Annotated in this window: 21 protein-coding genes; 10 read left to right on the top strand and 11 right to left on the bottom strand. The window is 70.9% G+C overall.

Annotated elements, in window-relative coordinates:
* Nucleotides 1–78: 78 nt before the first annotated feature.
* Nucleotides 79–510 carry a hypothetical protein gene (locus Pmi06nite_RS23165; RefSeq protein WP_203955177.1) on the bottom strand — a complete coding sequence of 144 codons (432 nt, stop codon included), beginning with the start codon at nt 508–510 and terminating at the stop codon, nt 79–81.
* Nucleotides 510–935: a MarR family winged helix-turn-helix transcriptional regulator gene (locus Pmi06nite_RS23160; protein WP_203955176.1), complete on the bottom strand. Its 426-nt coding sequence runs from the start codon at nt 933–935 to the stop codon at nt 510–512. The genes Pmi06nite_RS23165 and Pmi06nite_RS23160 overlap by 1 nt, the downstream gene beginning before the upstream one ends.
* A 110-nt stretch (nt 936–1,045) precedes the next feature.
* On the opposite strand from Pmi06nite_RS23160, the gene Pmi06nite_RS23155 reads away from it, so the two are divergent.
* The gene (locus Pmi06nite_RS23155) at nt 1,046–1,576 is read left to right on the top strand and encodes a GNAT family N-acetyltransferase (protein WP_203955175.1); all 531 of its coding nucleotides are present in this window, start codon (nt 1,046–1,048) and stop codon (nt 1,574–1,576) included.
* A gap of 43 nt (nt 1,577–1,619) precedes the next feature.
* Here the strand turns inward: Pmi06nite_RS23155 and Pmi06nite_RS23150 are convergent, their stop codons facing one another.
* The 3 genes from Pmi06nite_RS23150 to Pmi06nite_RS23140 form a co-directional block, all read right to left on the bottom strand.
* Complete coding sequence (locus Pmi06nite_RS23150; protein WP_239114138.1) at nt 1,620–2,684, bottom strand: NAD(P)H-dependent flavin oxidoreductase; 1,065 nt, start codon at nt 2,682–2,684, stop codon at nt 1,620–1,622.
* 8 nt (nt 2,685–2,692) lie between these two features.
* Entirely contained in the window at nt 2,693–4,111 is a 1,419-nt protein-coding gene (locus tag Pmi06nite_RS23145; protein ID WP_239114137.1) for a nitrosuccinate lyase, read from the bottom strand.
* An 82-nt stretch (nt 4,112–4,193) separates the two neighbouring features.
* The gene (locus tag Pmi06nite_RS23140; RefSeq protein WP_203955174.1) at nt 4,194–4,835 is read right to left on the bottom strand and encodes a mycothiol-dependent nitroreductase Rv2466c family protein; all 642 of its coding nucleotides are present in this window, start codon (nt 4,833–4,835) and stop codon (nt 4,194–4,196) included.
* 252 nt (nt 4,836–5,087) lie between these two features.
* Here Pmi06nite_RS23140 and Pmi06nite_RS23135 point away from each other — a divergent pair, with 252 nt between their 5' ends.
* Nucleotides 5,088–5,873, top strand: a complete 786-nt coding sequence (locus Pmi06nite_RS23135) for an isocitrate lyase/PEP mutase family protein (protein ID WP_239114136.1) — start codon at nt 5,088–5,090, stop codon at nt 5,871–5,873.
* A gap of 26 nt (nt 5,874–5,899) precedes the next feature.
* A complete protein-coding gene (locus tag Pmi06nite_RS23130; protein WP_203955173.1) occupies nt 5,900–6,583 on the top strand; it encodes a response regulator transcription factor in 684 nt (227 codons plus the stop codon).
* Here Pmi06nite_RS23130 and Pmi06nite_RS23125 read toward each other — a convergent pair whose 3' ends face one another.
* Nucleotides 6,584–7,903 carry a HAMP domain-containing sensor histidine kinase gene (locus tag Pmi06nite_RS23125; protein WP_203955172.1) on the bottom strand — a complete coding sequence of 440 codons (1,320 nt, stop codon included), beginning with the start codon at nt 7,901–7,903 and terminating at the stop codon, nt 6,584–6,586. It lies immediately after the preceding gene.
* Nucleotides 7,904–8,087: 184 nt separating this feature from the next.
* On the opposite strand from Pmi06nite_RS23125, the gene Pmi06nite_RS23120 reads away from it, so the two are divergent.
* Both Pmi06nite_RS23120 and Pmi06nite_RS23115 read left to right on the top strand, forming a co-directional pair.
* A complete protein-coding gene (locus Pmi06nite_RS23120) occupies nt 8,088–8,447 on the top strand; it encodes a YciI family protein (RefSeq protein WP_203955171.1) in 360 nt (119 codons plus the stop codon).
* A gap of 44 nt (nt 8,448–8,491) precedes the next feature.
* Entirely contained in the window at nt 8,492–9,664 is a 1,173-nt protein-coding gene (locus Pmi06nite_RS23115) for an RNA polymerase sigma factor (protein WP_239114135.1), read from the top strand.
* A gap of 10 nt (nt 9,665–9,674) precedes the next feature.
* Here the strand turns inward: Pmi06nite_RS23115 and Pmi06nite_RS23110 are convergent, their stop codons facing one another.
* Nucleotides 9,675–10,106, bottom strand: a complete 432-nt coding sequence (locus Pmi06nite_RS23110) for a TIGR03668 family PPOX class F420-dependent oxidoreductase (protein ID WP_203955286.1) — start codon at nt 10,104–10,106, stop codon at nt 9,675–9,677.
* A gap of 96 nt (nt 10,107–10,202) precedes the next feature.
* Between Pmi06nite_RS23110 and Pmi06nite_RS23105 the strand changes: the two genes are divergently transcribed.
* Nucleotides 10,203–10,607: a ClpX C4-type zinc finger protein gene (locus Pmi06nite_RS23105; protein ID WP_203955170.1), complete on the top strand. Its 405-nt coding sequence runs from the start codon at nt 10,203–10,205 to the stop codon at nt 10,605–10,607.
* Between the two features lie 35 nt (nt 10,608–10,642).
* Here the strand turns inward: Pmi06nite_RS23105 and kynU are convergent, their stop codons facing one another.
* Nucleotides 10,643–11,878 (bottom strand): kynureninase, encoded by a 1,236-nt coding sequence (kynU, locus tag Pmi06nite_RS23100; RefSeq protein WP_203955169.1) that lies wholly within the window; start codon nt 11,876–11,878, stop codon nt 10,643–10,645.
* A gap of 387 nt (nt 11,879–12,265) precedes the next feature.
* Between kynU and Pmi06nite_RS23095 the strand changes: the two genes are divergently transcribed.
* Complete coding sequence (locus Pmi06nite_RS23095; protein WP_203955168.1) at nt 12,266–13,018, top strand: GntR family transcriptional regulator; 753 nt, start codon at nt 12,266–12,268, stop codon at nt 13,016–13,018.
* 114 nt (nt 13,019–13,132) lie between these two features.
* Entirely contained in the window at nt 13,133–13,351 is a 219-nt protein-coding gene (locus tag Pmi06nite_RS23090; protein ID WP_203955167.1) for a hypothetical protein, read from the top strand.
* A gap of 126 nt (nt 13,352–13,477) precedes the next feature.
* On the opposite strand, the gene Pmi06nite_RS23085 is transcribed toward Pmi06nite_RS23090, so the two are convergent.
* Nucleotides 13,478–14,734, bottom strand: a complete 1,257-nt coding sequence (locus Pmi06nite_RS23085; protein ID WP_203955166.1) for a coiled-coil domain-containing protein — start codon at nt 14,732–14,734, stop codon at nt 13,478–13,480.
* Between the two features lie 153 nt (nt 14,735–14,887).
* Between Pmi06nite_RS23085 and Pmi06nite_RS23080 the strand changes: the two genes are divergently transcribed.
* Nucleotides 14,888–15,427, top strand: a complete 540-nt coding sequence (locus Pmi06nite_RS23080) for a gamma carbonic anhydrase family protein (RefSeq protein ID WP_203955165.1) — start codon at nt 14,888–14,890, stop codon at nt 15,425–15,427.
* On the opposite strand, the gene Pmi06nite_RS23075 is transcribed toward Pmi06nite_RS23080, so the two are convergent.
* Nucleotides 15,372–16,385: an endonuclease/exonuclease/phosphatase family protein gene (locus Pmi06nite_RS23075; RefSeq protein WP_203955164.1), complete on the bottom strand. Its 1,014-nt coding sequence runs from the start codon at nt 16,383–16,385 to the stop codon at nt 15,372–15,374. The genes Pmi06nite_RS23080 and Pmi06nite_RS23075 overlap by 56 nt on opposite strands.
* A 99-nt stretch (nt 16,386–16,484) precedes the next feature.
* Nucleotides 16,485–17,738, bottom strand: coding sequence for a mannosyltransferase family protein (locus tag Pmi06nite_RS23070; RefSeq protein WP_203955163.1), 1,254 nt, complete (start codon nt 17,736–17,738; stop codon nt 16,485–16,487).
* A 184-nt stretch (nt 17,739–17,922) separates the two neighbouring features.
* Here Pmi06nite_RS23070 and Pmi06nite_RS23065 point away from each other — a divergent pair, with 184 nt between their 5' ends.
* Entirely contained in the window at nt 17,923–19,311 is a 1,389-nt protein-coding gene (locus tag Pmi06nite_RS23065) for a hypothetical protein (RefSeq protein WP_203955162.1), read from the top strand.
* Nucleotides 19,312–19,529: the final 218 nt, after the last annotated feature.

Genomic DNA, 19,529 nt, shown 5'->3' with positions numbered 1-19,529 from the left:
CTACTTGGGCCGGTGTTAACCGGCCGGCCGATTCCGGCGGTCCCCCAGGTCAAGCGGTCCACCCGGCGACTTTCCCGGTCAGGCGGCCCAGGGGAACGGCGCCACGTCAGGCTCGACCCAGCCGCGGCGGGCCTCGGGGGCCGCCAGGGTGGTGGACCGGTAGTAGTGCCTGGCGAGGAGGCGTTTGTCCAGCAACGCGGGGTGCCGCTCCACGAAGACGTCGAACTCCGGGCGGTCCGGTTCGGTGACGACGTGATGGGCGACGAGTTCCACCCATGCCCGCGAGACGGTGTGGTGGTATTTCTGCGGCGCCTTCTCATACGCGGTGATCTGCCGGAGCCAGCCGCAGACCTGCTCGACGGCCTCGGGCATGCCGTGGCGGTGCACGGCGACGAAGGCGAGGTGGATGTGCTGCCGGTGCCCGAAGACGCCGTCGGGGCCGACGATGCCGGAAAGGATCTCCGTCAGCCGGGGATCGTGTGTGGTCGCGTTGTGATGCGTGCGGTCCATCAGGAGACCTCCTGCAGCGCGGTGATGACAGCGTGGTAGCCGGCCAGTTGCTGAGGGGACAGCCCGGCGAGCGCTCGGGCTTCGAGGCCGGAGACGGCGGCGCTCACCCGGGCGGCGACCTCCTGGCCCGGCTCCGTCAGAGCCAGACGGAATGATCGGCGGTCGTCCGGGTCGAGTTCCCGGGTGAGCAGGCCTCGCCGTTCCAGACGGTCCAGGACGCCCGTCAACGTGGTCGCCCGGGTCCCGGTGTCCGCACTGAGCGCCCGGACGTTGCGTGCCCGGCCGTCGGCGAGGTTCGCGAGCGTGTTGATCTCGGAGGGTGTCAGGTCGAGATCGGCGAGGGTGGCGGTGAGCGCGTGCAAGGTGCGGTGGGTGGCTCTCTGCAGGGCCAGCAACACCGCCGATTCACCGCTTTCGGATATCACGATATTGGACTATACGAGATCGAACCATCTTGGAACACCCCTTTTTGCGGGGGTCGCACTGCACAAAGCATCAGATCAACCGGGAAATAGGGGGTGTTATGGTCGCCCACATGCCCGAACTCATCGCCCCCACGAAGCGACTGCACAAATCATGGTTGGCGGCACGCGATGAATGGGATCCCGGCGCCCACCAGGACGGCGCCGGCCTGTACCTGGCTCCCGACGACGACGTCGACAGCCCTGAGAGCTTCTCCTCATGGGTCGATCGGCTTCTCCGGGCTTCGGACGAATCGGTTCCCGTCGCGGCGGGGCGCGTTCACGTCACCTACTACTGGATCGTCGACCAGGACACCTACCTGGGAGCCATCGATCTGCGCCACTACCTGAACGCGGTCCTGCTCGAACTCGGCGGGCACATCGGCTACAGCGTCCGGCCTTCCGCCAGGAGACGCGGCCTGGCCACGTGGGCGCTGGGCGCGGTCCTGCCTCAGGCCCGCACGCTCGGCCTGGACCGGGTCCTGGTCACGTGCGACGTCGACAACACCGGCTCCGCGAGAACCATCGAGCGCAACGGCGGTGTCCTGGAGGACGTACGGACCACCGAAGTGGGCGTCAAGCGCCGCTACTGGATCACTCTCTGAGCGCGGCCCTCTGCAGAAGGCAGGCCCGAGCCGGCGTCGCGGGTCAGGCCAGGGCGGCCCGGGTCTCCTCGGCGAGCGACTCCACCAGCCGGGCAGCCGGGAGATCGCGGCCGAGGCGGTAGCCGACTCCGGCCCACAGCGACATCCCGTGCGGGTCACCCTGCTCGCCCGCCGCCCGGCGCAGACCCGTCGTCAGCTGGTGCACCTGGGGATAGAGGTGCGGCGCGGATCCCTCGTGCTCGGCCATGAAGCGGTTGAGCAGGCCGCGGGCCCGGCGACCGGTGAACGCACGCGTGAAGGCGGTCTCCGTGAAGGCGGGATCGGTCAGCGCCGCCTTGTGCACCGGATGCGCCCCGCTCTCCGGTGTCCGCAGGAACGCGGTGCCGAGCTGAGCGGCGACGGCTCCCGCCCGGAGGACGGCCGCGATGCCCCGCCCGTCCATGATCCCTCCGGCCGCCGCCAGCGGAAGGTCCACGACGCCCCGGATCTCGGCCACGAGTTCGGGCAGACCTGACGGCGGGGACCAGTCGGAAGGGAGGAAGTCAGCCTGATGACCTCCGGCGCCCGGCCCCTGCACCACCAGCGCGTCCGCTCCGGTCTCGGCGGCGGCGACGGCCTCGGCGGGGGTGTTCACGGTGATGACCACGGCGCTTCCCGCACTCCGCAGGCGGGCCACGACCTCGGCGGACGGACAGCCGAACATGAAGCTCACGACAGGGACGCTCTCGGACTCGAGGAGGTCGATCTTCGCCTCCCACTCGTCGTCGTTCCAGGTGACCGTCTGCGGCAGGGCCACGCCGTACCGGTCCGCCTCCGCCGCCAGTTCCTGGCGATAACGCGCCAGAGCCGCCTCAACCCCCGTCATCCCCGCGCGGACCGGATCGGGGCCGGGAACGAAGACGTTCACGCCGAACGGCTCACCCGTCCGCTCGCGAACCGCGGCGATCTCATCTCGTACGGCAGCGGCCGTACGTGATCCGGCGGCCAGGAATCCCAGGCCGCCCGCGGCCGACACCGTCGCGGCGAGCGCGGGTGTGGACGGGCCTCCGGCCATCGGCGCCTGGATGACGGGCAGCGCCATCCCGAAAGGAACAATGCGGCCGTCCATGGAGCTCCTCATCCGTCGCTCGACTCATACGCCCGCAGCGCGCGGTCCACGAGTGTTCCAGCCGCCCCAGTGTATGCCGCGGGATCGACAAGATCGGCGATGTCCTCCCTGGTCAGACGCTCGGCGACCTCGGGGATCTCCATCAGCGGATCGATGATCGGCCGGCCCGTCGCCGCGGCGCTCGCGGCGGCCCTACCGAGAAGCCGCTTGGCGGCCGCCTTTCCGAGGATCGGGGCCAGGGCGGCCGCGAGGCGCTCGGTCACGGTCAGGCTTCCGGTGAGCTCCAGGTTGGCCCGCATCCGGTCCGGGAAGACCTCGAGCCCCTCGGCGAGCTCGGCCGCCACCTCGGCGGCGCCTCCGACGAGGCGTAGGCACTCCCGCAGAGGTTGCCACTCGGCCTGCCAGGCGCCGGCGGGGCGCTCGTCCTCGGCGAGCATGCACTGCCCGAGGGTCGCCGCGAGCATCGGCACCTGGATCGCCGCCGAGCGGATCAGCGTCGTGAGGACGGGGTTGCGCTTGTGCGGCATCGCCGACGAGCCGCCACGACCCGGCGCGGACGGCTCCGCGACCTCCGCGACCTCGGTCCTCGACAACGACTGGACGTCCACCGCGAGCTTCCCGAGCACCCCTGCGGTGAGCGTCAGCGCACCGGCCAGGTCCGCGAGCGGGATCCGCGAGGTGTGCCAGGGCAGCACCGGGTCCTTCAGACCCACCTCCGCGGCGAAGGCCGCCATCAGCCGCTCGGGATGGGACTCCGGATCCTGCGCCCCGGCGATCCCGGCGTACTCCAGGTAGGCCGCGAGCGTGCCCGCCGCGCCGCCGAGCTGGGCAGGAAGATCCGCGCGGACGCGGCTCAGCCGTTCACGGGCGGCCACGACGGAGTGCAGCCATCCGGCCGCCTTCAGCCCGAACGTGACGGGAACCGCGTGCCGGCCGAGCGTCCGTCCCACCATGATCGTGTCGCGGTGGTTCCGGGCCAGCCGGGCCAGAGCGGCAGCCGTCCGATCGAGGTCGACCAGAATTAGCGCGAGGGTCCGGCCGGCCACCAGCATCGCCGCGGTGTCCATCATGTCCTGGCTCGTGGATCCTCGGTGGACGTGCTCCGCGGCGCCGGCGTCCACCGCCGCGACGGCCTCCGTCAGCTCCTCGACCAGCGCGACCACCGGGTTGCCCGCCTCACGGGCGCGTACGGCCAGGCGCGCCAGGTCGATCGCCCCGGCCTCCGCCACCTGCGCGACGGTCTCCGCCGCGGCGGCCGGGACCGCCCCCAGACGGGCCTGGGCCCGGGCCAGCGCCGCCTCGGCGTCGAGCAGCGCACGGAGCCAGGCCCGGTCGTCGGTGGCACGCTCGGCAGCGCTGCCCGCCCGCACCGGAGAGAGCAGCCCGGAGTCCGGGCCGGGACCGTCGTCCCCCATGAGGTGGGTCATCGGTGCAACCTTCCCGTCGGCGGCGGGTGGGCGCCGCCGCGAGGCCCTCAGGGTCTTCGAGGGCCTCGGGCGCCGGAGTGCGTCAGCTGAAGTCGAGGTCGCCCGTGCGGGTGCGCTTCAGTTCGAAGAAATACGGATAACGGGCGAGTGCGTACGCGCCGTCGAAGACGTGCAGGGCGTCCTCGCCCCGCGGGATGTGGCTCAGCACCGGCCCGAAGAACGCGACGCCGTCGACGTGGATGGTGGGAGTGCCCACGTCCTCGCCGACCGGGTCCATGCCCTCGTGGTGGCTGCGGCGCAGCGCCTCGTCGTAGTCCGAGCCCGACGCCGCGTCGGCGAGTTCGACGGGCAGTCCGACCTCGGCCAGCGCCTCCTTGGCGACCAGGTCGAAGTCCTTGTTCCCCTGGTTGTGGATCCGGGTGCCCATGGCGGTGTAGAGGTCCCTGAGCACCTCCTCGCCGTGCTGCTCCGCAGCGGCGATGCACACCCGCACGGGACCCCAGCCCCTGTCGAGCATGTCGCGGTACTGCTGGGGAAGTTCATCTCTGTTCTCGTTGAGAACCGACAGGCTCATCACCCGGAATCGGAGGTCGATGTCCCGCTGCTTCTCCACCTCGAGGATCCACCGGGAGCTGATCCACGCGAACGGGCACATCGGATCGAAGTAGAAATCGACCTTGGGCCGGGTCGCTGGCTCCGCCTCTGCCTGGTCAGTCGCCGCCATGACGTCTCCTTACTTGGAAGTCTCGCCGGGTCGGGGCCGGATCCGCCTCGGCGAGACACGCCTGGGGACCGGCGTGGCACCGACACCGCCTCAAGACTCTTGAACCATCGCCGGTGATCCCTTAATTCCCAGTGAACACCCCCGGTCTCTCCCCCGACCTGACGGCCACCTGCGTCCCCGTTCAGACCTGTCCGTATGGTGGTCTTCCGAGCGGCCGCCGCACCGGGCGGGCACACGGAAGGCGAGAGCACGATGAGCATGACGAGAGCCGACAAGGTGGCGACGCTGCGTGCGCTGCACGTGCCGGGCGACCCGCTCGTGCTCCCCAACATCTGGGACGCGGCGTCGGCGCGCATCGTCGAGTCGGCCGGTTTCCCCGTGGTCGCCACCGGCAGCGCGGCGATCGCCCCGGTGCTCGGCTACGCGGACGGCGAGGGCACTCCCGCCGGCGAGATGATGGCCGCGGTCGCCCGCATCGCCTCGGCTGTCGGCGTTCCGGTGACCGCCGACGTCGAACGCGGCTACGGGCTGGCGCCCGGCGAGCTGGTCGAGCGTCTGTGCGCCACGGGGGCGGTCGGCTGCAACCTCGAGGACTCCGATCCCGTCACGGGCGCGATGATCGATGCCGGCGAGCAGGCCGACTTCCTCGCCGGAGTCCGCGCCGCGGCGACCGCGTCGGACTCCGACCTGGTCGTCAACGCGCGGGTGGACAGCTTCCTCCACGGGTCGGGGACGCCCGAGGAGCGGCTCGCCGACGCGATCGAGCGTGGCCGCCGCTACCTGAGCGCCGGAGCCGACTGCGTGTATCCCATCTTCGTCACCGATCCCGGCCTGATCCGGACGCTCGTCGAAGAGCTGGGCGCCCCGGTCAACGTGCTGTTCCGTCCGGGAGTGCCGAGCATCGCCGAGCTGGCGGAGCTCGGGGTGGCCCGGGTGAGCTTCGGGCACGGGCTCCACGCGGCGACGCAGGACTTCACCGCCCGCATGGTGGCCGCGATCAAGTCGGGCCGGAGTCCCTACCCGCCGCAGGAGGCTTGACAGGTGCCTCCCTTACCATCGACGGCATGACCAACGTGCTGGTCGTGGAGGACGATCCGGCGATCGGCTCGGAGCTGACGGATGCGCTGGCCGACCACGGATACGAGACGGCCCTGGCGGCCACCGGTGAGACCGCGCTCGACCTGGCGCTGCGCGTAACCCCCGACCTCGTCCTGCTCGACCTCGGCCTTCCCGACGTGGACGGCGTCTCCCTGTGCCGCCGGCTCCGGAGCGCAATGCCGTACGCCGTGATCGTGGTGCTGACCGCGCGCACCCAGGAGTTCGAGGTCGTGGTCGCACTCGACGCGGGGGCCGACGACTACCTCACCAAACCGTTCCGGCTGACCGAGTTGCTGGCCCGGGTGCGGGCGCATCTGCGCCGGCAGACCGCGCCGACCGACCAGCGCACCATGTCGGCGGGCCGGGTCCGCCTGGACCTGGCGGCCCGGCGCGCGTACGTCGCCGGGACCGAGGTCATGCTGCGTCCCAAGGAGTTCGACCTGCTCACGGTGCTCGTGCGCCGTGCGGGCGAGGTCGTGATGCGGGAGCAGCTCATGGAGGAGGTGTGGGACGCCAACTGGTTCGGCCCCACCAAGACCCTCGACGTGCACGTCTTCGCCCTGCGCCGCAAACTGACGGAAGAGGGCGAGGATCCCCGCCGGATCACCACCCTCAGGGGACTCGGCTACCGGTACGAGACCGACCTCTGATCATCTGGCCGGCAGCAGCAGGCTGAACACGGGGGGCGAGGCCCGCCGGAGGACGAGGCGGCCGCCTTCCGCCTCCGCGAGGGACCGTGCGAGCGCGAGGCCGATCCCATGGCCGTCGCGCGCTCCCCGGGCGAACACGTCGGTCCCCTCCGGGACACCCGGACCCTGGTCGGACACCACGACGGCGACCCCGTCGCCGAGATCGGACACCTCGACGGTGACCTCACCCCTGCCGTGGATGGCGGCGTTGTCCAGCAGCACGTGGAGGATCTGCCGTACGGCCGCGGGCGCCGCGGCGACCCCGGGCAGTTCGTCGGGGACCGAGACCGTCAGGCCGCGGCCGGCCTCGGCCAGGGCCGCCCGGCGGTCGGCGCCGATCTCCTCCACCAGGGCGAGCACATCGAACGGCTCGGGTCCGCCGGTGTGCCCGCCGCGGGTCAGGCGTACGAGGTCCTCGATCGTGGTCTGCAGCCGCTCGCCGCGGTCGACCGCTGTGCGGATGACTCCGGCGAGATCCGCGTCGGGACGGCCCAGAGCCGACTCCAGGCCCAGCAGCATGCCGGTGAGCTGCGTGCGGAGCTGATGGGACACGTCGACGCTGAACGCCCGCTCGCGGTCGAGCACGTCGCCGAGCCTCCGCGCGGTCGCCTCCAGCGCGAGCCCGGCGGCGTCGGCCTCGCGGACGTCGGACCGCGGCGCCCTGATGGAGAAGTCACCCGATCCCAGAGCCTGCGCCGCCCTCGTCAGATGCTCCAAAGGCGCGGCCAGCCGCGCGGACTGCCGCAACGCGAAGACCGCCGCCAGCCCGATCACGACCACGGCGAGCGCCGCCATGGCCAGCCAGGCGCGATACATGCGGTCGCGCACGATCTCGTACGGCATGGCCACCCGGACGGACCCGGCCAGTTTCTTGTCGGAGGGGAAGGGCGCGGCGACCACGAGAAAGCCCCGCTCGACGCCCTCATGGACGTGCCCGTCACGGGCCTCGGCCGCGATCCGCGACGTGCCCGGCCCCGCGCCGGACAGCTTGGCCCCGCTCGCGGTGAAGAAGCCGACGGTGAGCGTCGACGGCACACCCCTGGGGAGGGGGACGGAGGTCACCCCGTTCCGCACGACGTCGTCGTGGACGACCGCGGCGATCCAGGTGGCGTTGCGGTCCAGCGACGCCGTCGTGTCGTCGTGGTACAGCCGTCCCATGGAGATCGCGAGGGGGATGGCGAACAGGGCGACGGAAAGCGTGGCCACCCCCACGATGGCCCCCAGCACTCTGAGGCGCAGCGGCCTGCCGTACGGCTCACGCCGGCCAGAAGGTTTCTCCACATCCGAGGTGATGTGTTGCCCTTTACCCCATATCACCAGCTCAGGGTCCCAGAGATCAGGTGCGCCTGTGCGCCCCGGCCCCGGGAAACGAATCTCGCGTCCGGTTGTGTGTCGACCCGGGACGAGTCCGTTCGACTACAACGGAAGGCCGGTGCGGATCGCCGGCCGGAAGAGGTGGTGCACGATGAAGTACATGTTCCTGCTCTACGGAGCCGACGGGCCCCTGCCCGAGTTCGGGACCGAGGAGTACGGCCGGATGTTCGAGGCGTACCGCACCGCGACGGAGGCGATGGCCGAGGCGGGCGTGCTGATCGACTGCGCCCCGCTGCGGCCGGTCTCCGCCGCGACGACCGTCCGGGTCCGGGGCGACGAGACGCTGCTGACGGACGGCCCCGCCGCCGAGATCAAGGAGCAGTTCGGCGGCTATGCCCTCGTCGAGTGCGCGGACCTCGACGAGGCGCTGAAGTGGGCGGCCACCATGCCCGCGGCGCGGGAGGGGTCGGTCGAGGTGCGTCCTGCCGTCCACGTGGAGGTGCCGGCCTGAACGACGAACTGGACGCGCTCTTCCACGCGCACTGGTGGCCGGCGGTGGCGACGGTCACCCGGCTCGTGGGAGACCTCGAGGTGGCCGAGGACGCCGTGCAGGACGCCTGCGCCCTCGCCCTGGAGCGATGGCCGGAGCACGGGGTCCCGGCGAGCCCGGGGCCCTGGCTCATCGGAGTCGCCCGGCACAAGGCTCTCGACCGGCTGCGGCGCGAGAGCGGACGGCTCGAGAAGGAGACCGCGGCGACGCGGGCCCTGGGCGGCCGGGACACCGTTGAGGAGTGGACGCTGATGCCGGACGACGAGCTCGGCCTGATCTTCTTGTGCTGCCATCCGGCCCTCGATCCCTCCGTCCGTGTACCCCTGACGTTACGGTCCGTGTGCGGGCTGACGACGGCCGAGATCGCCGCCGCGTTCCTCGTCCCCGAGGCCACCATGGCGCAGCGCCTCGTGCGGGCCAAACGCAAGATCAGGGACGCGGGCATCTCGTTCCGCGTCCCCGCCCCGTCCGATCTGGACGCTCGGCTCGCCGCCGTCCTCCGGGTCGTCTACCTGGTCTTCACCGAGGGGCATAGGGCGACGAGCGGTCCCGATCTGGTGCGCGGTGACCTGTGCGACTCGGCCGTCCGGCTGGCTCGGGCGCTCGCCCGGCTGCTTCCGGGCGATCCGGAGGTGACCGGCCTGCTGGCCCTGCTCCTGCTGACCGACGCCCGCAGGCGGGCCCGGGTCGACGACCTCGGTGATCTCGTCCTCCTCGAGGAGCAGGACCGGAGTTTGTGGAACCACGCGATGATCGAGGAAGGAGAGGATCTCGTCGAGCGGGCCCTGCGAACCGGCCGTCCCGGCCCCTATCAGCTGCGGGCCGCCATCGCCGCCTGTCACTCGGGGGCCGCATCGGCGGCCGCGACCGACTGGCGGGAGATCGCCCTGCTCTACGGCGAGTTGATCCGCTACGAGCCCACTCCCGTGGTCGAGGCCAACCGGGCCGTCGCCGTCGCCATGTCGGAGGGGCCGGCGGCCGGTCTCGTCATCCTCGACGTCGTGGGAGCCCACCCTCAGCTGGCTCGGTGGCCGCAACTGCACGTCGCCCGCGGTGAGCTGCTCCACCGCCTGAACCGGCCCGACGAGGCACTGGAGGCCTACCGAGCCGCTCTGGCACTGGAACCTCCTCCGGCCGAGCGCGCCTTCCTCGTTCGCCGGATTCGCGAACTCGGCTGACGACGTAATTTCAGCGGCCGTCCGAGTACGCCCAGCCGGACCAGCGTGTCACCTCGACCAGGACGGCGGGGCCCGCCGGAGGGCGGCCGCCGTACTGGGTGTACTTCGCCACCAGCCACTCCACGGCGCGGTCCCGCTCCGGGCCGCGTTCGACGACGCGCGCCCGCCCGTCGACCCTGGCCCACCACAACCGTTCCCAGTCGTCCTCGTAGTGGTCGGCCAGGAGGCAGACCTGAGGGTTCTCGGCGATGTCGCGGAGACGGCGCAGATCGGTGGTCGTCTTCGGCTTGTGGTCCACGGCGGTCACCACGACGTCGCCGGCCACGGCGAAGGTCACCGGCACGAGCCTCGGCACGGCTGTGGCCGCCTCACCCGCGCCGGCCGTCGCGAGCCTGGCCACCCGGGCGGCGGCGAAGAGCTCACGTGCCCGGTCCGCCGGCATCCTCACGCCGCCAGGTTATGCCGTGCCGTACGGGCCGCGTCGCCGCCGGACCGGCCGCACTTGATGATCTTTCTCGGGCAACCTAAGGTTGTCGGAATGGAGCCCCCCGATTTACTGGCGCAGGCCCGCTCACGCTCGTCCGATCCGGACGACCCGCTGGAGACCCTCTCCGCCGCGATCGCACTCAGCACCGAGCTCAGCGGCGACGCCGACATCCTGCTCGACCTCGCGGTGCGCGACGCCCGGGACGCGGGCGCGTCCTGGACCACGATCGGCGAACGCTTCGGCTTCTCCCGGCAGGCGGCGCGCAAACGGTTCACGCCGCCCTTCGCCGGCCGGACGCTGGAGAACCGCCGCAAGAAGCGTGACGCGGCGTGTTCCTTCTGCCGGCAGCGTCCCGGCCCCCGGGTGCACATGGTCCACGGCGAGGCCGGCCGCATCTGCGACAAGTGCGTGGCACTCGCCGGCGAGATAGTCGCCGACCTGGCCAAACGCCGCTGACGACCCGGCCGCCGCTCATCTGAGCGGCGAACCGGTCAGGTGACGGTCAACCGCCGCTGGTACTGCTCGTCCCGCCACAACTCCTTGCTCAGCACCTCGGCGAGCGTCGTCGCGGCGTCGTACACGTCGACGTGGCGGAGGTACAGCGGGGCGAAGCCGAACCGGATGATGTCGGGTTCGCGGTAGTCCCCCATCACTCCCCGGTCCACGAGCGCCCGGACCACCGGGTAGCCGTCGGGGTGGCGGTAGCTCACCTGGCTGCCGCGCCGGTCGGCGTCTCGCGGACTCGCCAGCGTGAGACCCGGGCACAGCTCGTCGACCAGGTCGATGAACAGCGAGGTCATCGACACGCTCTTGGCGCGCAGGTGCCGCAGGTCCACCCGCTCCCAGATGTCGAGCGAGGCGTTGAGCGCCGTGTAGGACAACACGGGCGGGCTGCCCGAGGCGAACCTGCGCACCCCGTCGGCGGGCCGGTAGCCCGGCTCGAAGTCGAACGGCGCCGCGTGCCCGTGCCATCCGGATATGACGTTGCGGACGTCCTCGTGGTGACGCGAGGCCACGTAGATGTACGCGGGCGCGCCGGGACCTCCGTTGAGGTACTTGTAGGTGCAGCCGATCGCGAGGTCCGCCGCGCTCACGTCGACGGGAACGGCGCCGGCGCTGTGGCACAGGTCCCAGACCATGAGGGCGCCGGCGGCCTGGACCTGCGCGGTCACCGCGTCGATGTCGTGCATCGCCCCGGTGCGGTAGTCGACCTGCGAGAGCAGGACCATCGCCACGTCGTCGCCGAGAGCCTCGTCCAGGTTCAGCGCGCCGTCCACGGTGCCGATGTCGCGGATCTCATAGTCGCCGAGCGCCCTGGCCGCGCCCTCGACCACGTAACGGTCGGTGGGGAAGTTGTCGAGGTCGGAGATGATCACTCGGCGGCCCGGCCGCAGAGGCAGCGCCGCGGTGACCGCCTTGAAGATGTTCACCGACGTGGAGTCACCGGCGAGGACCTCGCCTGGGCCGGCGCCGATCAGCGGCGCGATCCGGTCACCCGTCGTCTGCGGCAGGTCCCACCAGCCCGCGGTGTTCCAACTCGCCCCCAGATGCCGGCCCCACTCGCTCTCCACCGCGTGCGCGACGCGGGCGGCGGTCCGCCGGGGAAGCGCCCCGAGCGAGTTGCCGAGAAGATAGACGACATCCGGCGGAAGGGTGAATTCGTCCCGGAAGCCCTTGAGGGGATCCTGCTCGTCGAGGGTCTGGCAGTCCGCACGGCTGATGGCCACCTGTCACTCCTTCGCTCACTGCATTATGTCCCCAAATATCTTCATATGGTCACAAATGGGGCCGCCCTGGACGGCCGCGCACCCTTACCGCCGGGTTACTTCCGTACGTCCTGGGAGTTCGCCGCCCGCACCCGTCCGGGGACAGCGCACCCGGCCTCGGGCTGACCGTATTCGCAGCGTTAATGACTCAGTGTTGGCACAGCGGTGAAATACGGACCGGGATCGTTCCATGGTTACGGACTGCAATAACTCGCGGAGATCGCCACACGGGCACGATCCGCTCAAAATAAGCACGGGACCAACCAGAGACTCTGTGCGATCGTGGACAAGACGGGGCAAGTTCTCTGTAGACGCCAATCCCCCGTTGGTGACAGAGGGTGATCAAACGTGACGGAGTCCCCGGTGCATCACGAGCCCCCGATCTATCGCCGCATCGCCGACCGGTTGCGCGATCAGATCCTGTCGGGCGCCTTGAGTGATGGGGATCGACTACCGGGCGAGAACGCGATCATGGCCGAGTACGGCATCGCGCGGGCGACGGCGAGGCAGGCGCTCGCCGTGCTCATCAACGAGGGCCTGGCCGTACCGAGAAGGGGATCGGGCGTCTACGTGCGCCTGTTCCGCCCGATCAGGCGGCACGGGTCCCGGCGACTCTCCAGAGAACAGTGGGGCCAGGGCCGGGCGATCTGGGACTCCGACACCCGGGGGCGCTCCTACACCGTGGACGAGGTCAGCATCGAGCGGACACCGGCGAGCGAGCAGGTGGCCCGGGTGCTCGACTGCGACGAGGTCTGGGTGCGCCGCCGCCGATACTCGGTGGACGGCCGTCCCGTCCAGTTGGCGGTCTCCTACTTTCCCGCCGACCTCGTCGAGGGCACGGCGGTGACCCTGCCGGACACGGGGCCCGGCGGGGTCTACGCGAGGCTCGGCGACCTGGGCTACTCCCCTGTGCACTTCACCGAGGAGGTGCGCGCCCGGATGCCGCAGCCGGGGGAGGCGAGCCTGCTCGGCCTTCCGGCGGGGACACCGGTCATCATCATCAGCCGGCTGGCCTATGCCGCCGGAGGTATTCCGATCGAGCTCAATGAGATGACTCTCGACGCCGCATCGTATGTACTCCAGTACGACTTCGATGCGTAGGTCAAGGGGCAAGGTTGACCTGTCCATCCCGATCATTGATTTCTCTAGAGATGTCCCGCACCTTGAAAAAGAGACGTCAAGAACAACCGGACACGGCGAGGGAAGGGTGGACGGATGTCCTTTGACCGACATCTCGCCGAGATTGCCCGGGAGTTTCCGGAATGGACGATCTGGCGGAGTGACGCGGGCCGGTGGTGGGCTACCCGGCATCACCCGCTGACCATGGCTCAGCGGGAGGCGGGATGCGCGATGACCATCGACGCGGACGATCCCGAGGGGCTGCGCGGTCAGCTGCGTGAACAAGAGGAACGTGCCACGATCGCCGATCCGTGAGCGCGGAAGCCTCCGACCCTATCGGGGGCGGAGGCTTCCGCTCGGTTCTCCCGTGGGGGCGTCGTCGCTGGTGTCAGTCACAACGACGCCCTCACGGGTCCGGCCTCTTCTTGCCTGCTCCGGTTCCTACCTGATGCGGAACGGCCCCTGATCGTCGGGCGACTGCCGGACCCGGCCGAAGTCGACGTCGGGGTAGTCCACGACCTCCATGGCCATCGGGCCGGAGCCGAGGGGGTCGGCGTGGCGGACGTCGTCAACGATCACCCGGACGTCCTCGTGTGCGTCGCCGATGGACTGGTCCACCGCACGGACCGGGCGGAACATGTCGATGCTCTCGTGGGCGGGTGCGGAGCCCGGTCCGTATCCGGCCTCGTCGCCGGCCGTCGCGTCCAGGCTCTCGACCTCGACCCGGTCGTCCGCGTGGTTCCGGTCGTCACCCTGATCGGCCGGACCGTCGGCCGAATCCTCGGCCAGGTCGCCGGCCAGTTCGCCGGCCAGGTCGTCTGCCTGGTGCTCCGGCTGGGCGGGAGCGTCGTTCGCTGGCTGCTCCGCCTGCTGCTCCTCGCGGAACTGCGGGGCGGGAGGCACGACCGCGGCCTCGTCGATCAGCGGGCCCGCCGACGCCTCGCGGTGCAGCAGGTCGCCGAGGACCGACCCGATCTCGTTGAGGCGGCGCATCACCTCGGTGTGCGTGTCGGTCAGGTAGACGACCCGGCGGCCGGTGTGCTCGTCGAGCGCGGAGACCCGCTTGTCCGCCGCGGCCAGTGCGGCGCTCGCCTCCGCGTTGGCGTCGGCCACGTGCCGCTCCGACTCCAGTCGCGCGGTGGTCAACTGCCGGTCGGCTTCGGCCCGGGCCGAGCGCAGAGTGTCCTCGGCCTCGGCGCGGGCCGTGCCCAGGGTCTCCTCGGCGTCGGAACCGGCCTGCGACAGGAGGCGCTCCGCGGCGCCGGTCGCGTCGGCGACCCGGCGCTCGGCCTCCTCCTGGGCGGCGGCCCTGATCGACTCGGCCTGCTCACGTGCCATCATGACCAGCCGCTCGGCCTCGGCGGCCGCGTGGTCACGCAGGCGGGCGGCCTCCGACTCCGACGCCTCCTTGTTGGCGGCCGCCTCCTCGTGGGCCAGCTTGAGGATCTGGCTCAGCCGCTCGCCCAGCTCATCCGGGTTCTGCGGGGACTCGGTCACCTTTCGGCGGGCGTCGGCCAGTTCGATGCGGCTCTGCTCGGCCTGGTCGATGGTGCGGGCGAGCCGTTCCTCCAGGTCCCGGATCTGGTTGCGCGTCCGGATCATGTAGTCGTGGACCTGCCGGCGACTGTATCCACGCATGACGACCTCGAAGGAGTCGTCGCTCATGAGGTCGGGGAAGTTCTCGGTCTGGTTGGTCATGACAAGCCCTGGGGGTCGGAAGACAGAGAGGCGATACGCACGTCAGGACACGACTTTCCTGCTATCCGCCGGACATCGCAACCCGAACGCCACAAGCCCCAGGGGAAAATTGCAGGACACCGGCCCTCAGGCGGCCGAGGAGTGCGTGGAATCATGACCCGCATGCCGTACATCGCAGCCCTGGACGACGACGCCGTACCGACGATCCACCCGGAGGCGTGGGTGGCCCCGGGGGCCGTGGTGGTCGGGCGGGTACGGCTCGGCCGCGCCACCAGCGTCTGGTACGGCTCGGTCCTGCGCGGCGACGACGAGCGGATCGAGGTCGGCGCGGAGTGCAACATCCAGGACCTGTGCTGCCTGCACTCCGATCCCGGCGAGCCGGCGATCCTGGAGGATCGGGTGAGCCTCGGGCACCGGGCGATGGTGCACGGCGCTCACATCGGCGCGGGAGCGCTGGTCGGGATCGGCGCGACCGTGCTGGGCGCCGCCGTCGTCGGTGAGGGGTCGCTGATCGCCGCCGGCGCCGTCGTCACCCCCGGCGCGAAGATCCCCGCCGGGGTGCTGGTGGCCGGCGTGCCCGGCCGGATCGTCCGCGAGCTCACCGACGACGACCGCGCCTCCTTCGCCCGCACTCCGGCTAACTACCAGGCGAAGGCGCGGCGGCACGCCGCGGCGACCGAGCTTTCCCGATGAAGGTCCCGGCCAGGACCAGGTGGTCGGACAGCTCGGGCGTGGTCTTGATCACCTCGGCGCCCGCGGCCATGAAGTCCGCCTCGGTCGCGAAGACATAGTCGATCTTGCGGCCGCCTCTGGTCGTGGGCGTGCCGGTCCGGCGCTGCGCCATGTACGGCCCGGCTCCCACCTCGGTGTACCTCCCGGTGCCGAGGCCGCGGCCGTACACGGCGGTGAGCTGGGGATCCTCCGGCTTGCGGTTGAAGTCGCCGCCGAGGATCACCGGGCTCCGCCCCGCGTACCTCGCGACCAGGTCCTCCACCTGCCGGGGCGACTCGGTCTCCGAGATGTGGGTCACGCAGCTCACCGAGCGGCGCGGGCCCACCATGCTGGTGGCGCACAGCAGTCCACGGGGATGGACCTTCGAACCGGGACTGGGCGCCGCGTCCACGGCGAGCATCCGCCGGAGCGGCTGCCCCATGACCCGCCCCTTGAGCGCCAGGGCCAGGCCGAACGTCTTCTTGTCAGGGGGCGTCGTCCGGGACGTGAGGTCGCCCCAGAACCGCCGGCACTTGTCGCCTCCGCCTCCGCGCGAGTGCGCCCGGTCGATGCCGAACCACACCATCTGATAGTCCGGAAGCCTCCGCTGGAGCAGGTCGACCTGCGCGTAACACATCTCCGTGAACGAGGCGACGTCCACGTTCCGCTGGCGGACGAGCGCGGCGACCTTACCCGCCCACGCACGCCTGCGGTCGGGCTTCAGGCTCTCCGTGCAGGTGTTGTCCCTGTTGTTCGCCGCGCAGACGTTGTAGGTCAGCACGTTGACGCGGTACGGGCCCGGCCGGCCCTCCGACACCGGCACGTCGACGCGGTCCGGACCCCGCCGGCCTGCTGACGAGACGCCCGTGAAACCCCCGACCAGGACGGCCGCCGCCGCCACCAACGCCGCGCCACGCCGACGCCAACCTGCCTTCCACACGCGCCACACCCCCCGATTCCGGGAGCCCCCGCGGGCATCCGCTCAGGAGGTCATTGGCGACAAATCCCTCCATAAGCGGTGACAGTAGCTGAATTGGGATCATCCAACCCATGCGCCTGTGGTGAAATTTCCTACATTGATTGCCATAACGGGCGCGGCGACCGCCAGGTAGGCCATGAAGACCCAGGGCCTGCGCGCACCGGCGATGCCCACCGACAGATAGAGCGGCCACCACAACAACGAGGCCCGGCCGACCGACATGTAGAACGACGACATCGCGAGCAGTGCGACGGCCTGGGGCGCGAGGTATGCGAGGTTCCCCCATCGCCGCCTGACGGCCTGCCAGACGACCAGCGCCGCCAGCACGAGCGCAGCCAGGATCTCCTCACGGTAGGACGTCCGCAGGACGCTCTCCTCGAGCGACCGGTTCCACGTGTTGACGAAGACCTGCCAGGGCCATTCGGCGAAGCGCCCCCAGTAGTCCGCCTCCGCGTGCTTCCACGCCAGCAGATCACCCGTACGCGACCAGAGGTAGGCCATGTAGGCCAGGACGGGAACCGCCGGCAACGCCAGCCACGGCACCGTCCGCCACCCCTTCCCCCGCAGGCCGTTGTCGGCGACCAGGAACTGGATGACCAGCCCCGCGAGCAGGAACAGGCCCGAGACGCGGATCGAGGACGCGAAGGCCGCGCAGACCGCCGCCGCCTCCCAGCGGCCCCGCCGCGCGAGCAGCCACGCGGGGATCGCCAGCGCGAGGAACGGCGCCTCCGAGTAGCCCGCCAGCATGAACACGGCGAACGGGCTGAGGAAGAAGGCCAGGACGGTCCACGTTCCCGTGCCTTCTTTGAACGACTCGCTCAGCCGGGACAGCGCCACCGCCACCACCGCGCTCGCGACGAGCGACACCAGCACGATGGCGAGGCTCCAGTCGGAGACGAACACGTGCAGGTAACGCAGGAGCAGCGGTATGCCGGGGAAGAACGCGCTCAGCTTGGGCGCGTCCGTCATCCCCGGCGACCCGTCGTAGCCGTGCTGCGCGATGGTGATGAAGTTGTCGGAGTCCCAGGGCGTGAGCCGGTCGAGCAGTGGGGCGTCGGTCCGCCCAGGAGCCGCCAGGACCATGTAGACGTAGGCGGCCACGTGCCAGAAGAACCAGATCAGCAGTGCCGTACGGTCGGCCGGACCGCCCACCCACCATCGGCGTTCCGCGCCTGCGGCCGTCGCTTCGCCTCTCACCTCGCCTGTCGCGGGCTGCGCGGGCGTCAGGTGCTGCGCGGGTGCCGCCAGGTCGCCCGGCGTCGCCTCCGCGTCCGCGGGAGCCGAAGCGGCCACGGGTTTGTGGATCTCTGTCACGACCATCTATCGAATACGTCAGGAGTGTCCATGCCAAGGGCTGGCAGGACGTGTATGTGAGCTTACGCGGCATTCATCGGCGTTAGCGCAGCTCATCGCACTCCCTGCGGGGGAAAGTTTCACGCTCACCCACAGGCCCGGCGCTTCCGCCTCCGCTGTCGGTGACCGGAACTAGCATTGCCGCGTGCGATGGGACGGGTTCACGGCGATGGAGCGGGATGTCCGCGCTCTGGTCGGCGACCCGCGATGGAGCACGCTCCCCGCCGCCGCACGCGCCCGGGCGATGGCCCAGCGGATGCTCGAGACCCCCGACGGCTCGCACTGGCTGTTCGGCGCCCACGCACGGTGGCACCGGTTCGGCCGGGCCGACGGCCGCTGGCACCTGTCGGCGCCGCCGGCGCACCCCGAGATCCGGTCGGCCGCCCGGCTCCTGCCGCCACCGCCGGTGATCCCCCCGCTCCCGCTGCCCGCCGGTCCCGACTTCGCGTACGACCGCGGGTCGACCCAGGCCTTCGTCGGCCCGGACGTGCCCGATGGGGTCACCGACGGGATCAGGTCACTGCTGCAGGCGCACCGGGGTCTTCGCCACGACGACTTCCCCCTGCCCTCCGGCGGCCTCCACGAGATGTTCGCCCGAGACGTGACCAGCCCGGTCGCGGCCGTCTGGGCGACGGTCATGTGGTGTGCCTACGCGCCCGCCTTCGACGGCAACGAGGTGTTGTTGTCGATGTTCGGCGAGTTCCTGGCCCGGCCGCTTCCCGGAGACGACTGGGTGCGCTGGCTCCCGCCGACGTCGCTGGACGCGCTCGTCTCCCTCTACGCCGAGCGGATGGGCGCGGGGGCCGGGGAGGCCGGCCTCCGCCTCGTGAGGCTGATGAGGGACACGGCCGTCGTCCTGCGGGCCGACTCCCGGTTCCGGCCCAGGGCCGAGGCCCTGCTCGCGATGGCCGAGCCCATCCTGGCCCAGCCGTGGCTCGACCGCCACGCCCTCGCAGGCGGCGCCGTACGGCAGGCGTGGTTGTCACGATGCCCGCCCCATCTGATCGGCGCGACGCTCACCGAGGTGTCGTCCGGAGAGCACTTCAGGCACAGCCTGTACGACCTGGTCGAGGCCCTGGCGTACACCGCACTTCGGGGGGTGGACCCGCGGGCGGCGGCCGCCTCGCTGCTCGCCGCCGATCTCGACGGCCGTTTCGCGGGATCACCCTCCGCCGCGGACGCCGTGAATCGCCTCTATGCGTGGATGGACGAGGAGTCGCGCCATTGGCTGTACGGCGCGCTCGCGGATCCGTCCCATGCTCTGCGCGGGTGCTGGCCCGTCGACGACGCGCTTCCCCCGGTGCTCGTGCCGCCCGATCGACGGGCCGCCGCCGCCCTTCTCGGAGCCGCGTACGCCACGGGGCTCGCCTGGTGCGGGCTCACCGGGACGGCCCCGCCGGCGAACGGCTTCGCGGCCTCCTCGGCCGTCGTGCCGTTCCTGATCCACCAGCGTGACGACCCGTTCCCCGCCGGTGGACCCGGCGACTTCTCCGATCTGCCGCCTGATCCCGTCCCCCTGCGTGCCTGGCAGTGAGGGGATCGCGGGCACATCAGGGCAATCCCACCGGTATCCGTGATCGCGTTACGTCACACCAAACGTCAAATTCGGATATGTCCTCCTTACTACTCCTTTAGCAATCTCTTCCCAACCTCACCGGCTTTTTCACCGAATCGTGATCTCGCTATCTGGGAAATGGTCAGAGAGGGACACGATGGGGTCGCGGAATGGTCCCGATGGGCCATGTCGCGGAA

This window comes from Planotetraspora mira (assembly GCF_016863275.1).
Lineage (GTDB): Bacteria > Actinomycetota > Actinomycetes > Streptosporangiales > Streptosporangiaceae > Planotetraspora > Planotetraspora mira.
Note: the sequence above shows the minus strand (reverse complement) of the source record. Positions and strands in the feature narration are given on the sequence as shown.

Excerpts from the sequence above, each read along its gene's own strand:
- Pmi06nite_RS23165 (WP_203955177.1), bottom strand. The coding sequence starts at position 510 with ATGGACCGCACGCATCACAACGCGACCACACACGATCCCCGGCTGACG.
- Pmi06nite_RS23155 (WP_203955175.1), top strand. The coding sequence starts at position 1,046 with ATGCCCGAACTCATCGCCCCCACGAAGCGACTGCACAAATCATGGTTG.
- Pmi06nite_RS23150 (WP_239114138.1), bottom strand. The coding sequence starts at position 2,684 with ATGGACGGCCGCATTGTTCCTTTCGGGATGGCGCTGCCCGTCATCCAG.
- Pmi06nite_RS23145 (WP_239114137.1), bottom strand. The coding sequence starts at position 4,111 with ATGACCCACCTCATGGGGGACGACGGTCCCGGCCCGGACTCCGGGCTG.
- Pmi06nite_RS23140 (WP_203955174.1), bottom strand. The coding sequence starts at position 4,835 with ATGGCGGCGACTGACCAGGCAGAGGCGGAGCCAGCGACCCGGCCCAAG.
- Pmi06nite_RS23135 (WP_239114136.1), top strand. The coding sequence starts at position 5,088 with ATGAGCATGACGAGAGCCGACAAGGTGGCGACGCTGCGTGCGCTGCAC.
- Pmi06nite_RS23130 (WP_203955173.1), top strand. The coding sequence starts at position 5,900 with ATGACCAACGTGCTGGTCGTGGAGGACGATCCGGCGATCGGCTCGGAG.
- Pmi06nite_RS23120 (WP_203955171.1), top strand. The coding sequence starts at position 8,088 with ATGAAGTACATGTTCCTGCTCTACGGAGCCGACGGGCCCCTGCCCGAG.
- Pmi06nite_RS23110 (WP_203955286.1), bottom strand. The coding sequence starts at position 10,106 with ATGCCGGCGGACCGGGCACGTGAGCTCTTCGCCGCCGCCCGGGTGGCC.
- Pmi06nite_RS23105 (WP_203955170.1), top strand. The coding sequence starts at position 10,203 with ATGGAGCCCCCCGATTTACTGGCGCAGGCCCGCTCACGCTCGTCCGAT.
- Pmi06nite_RS23090 (WP_203955167.1), top strand. The coding sequence starts at position 13,133 with ATGTCCTTTGACCGACATCTCGCCGAGATTGCCCGGGAGTTTCCGGAA.
- Pmi06nite_RS23085 (WP_203955166.1), bottom strand. The coding sequence starts at position 14,734 with ATGACCAACCAGACCGAGAACTTCCCCGACCTCATGAGCGACGACTCC.
- Pmi06nite_RS23080 (WP_203955165.1), top strand. The coding sequence starts at position 14,888 with ATGACCCGCATGCCGTACATCGCAGCCCTGGACGACGACGCCGTACCG.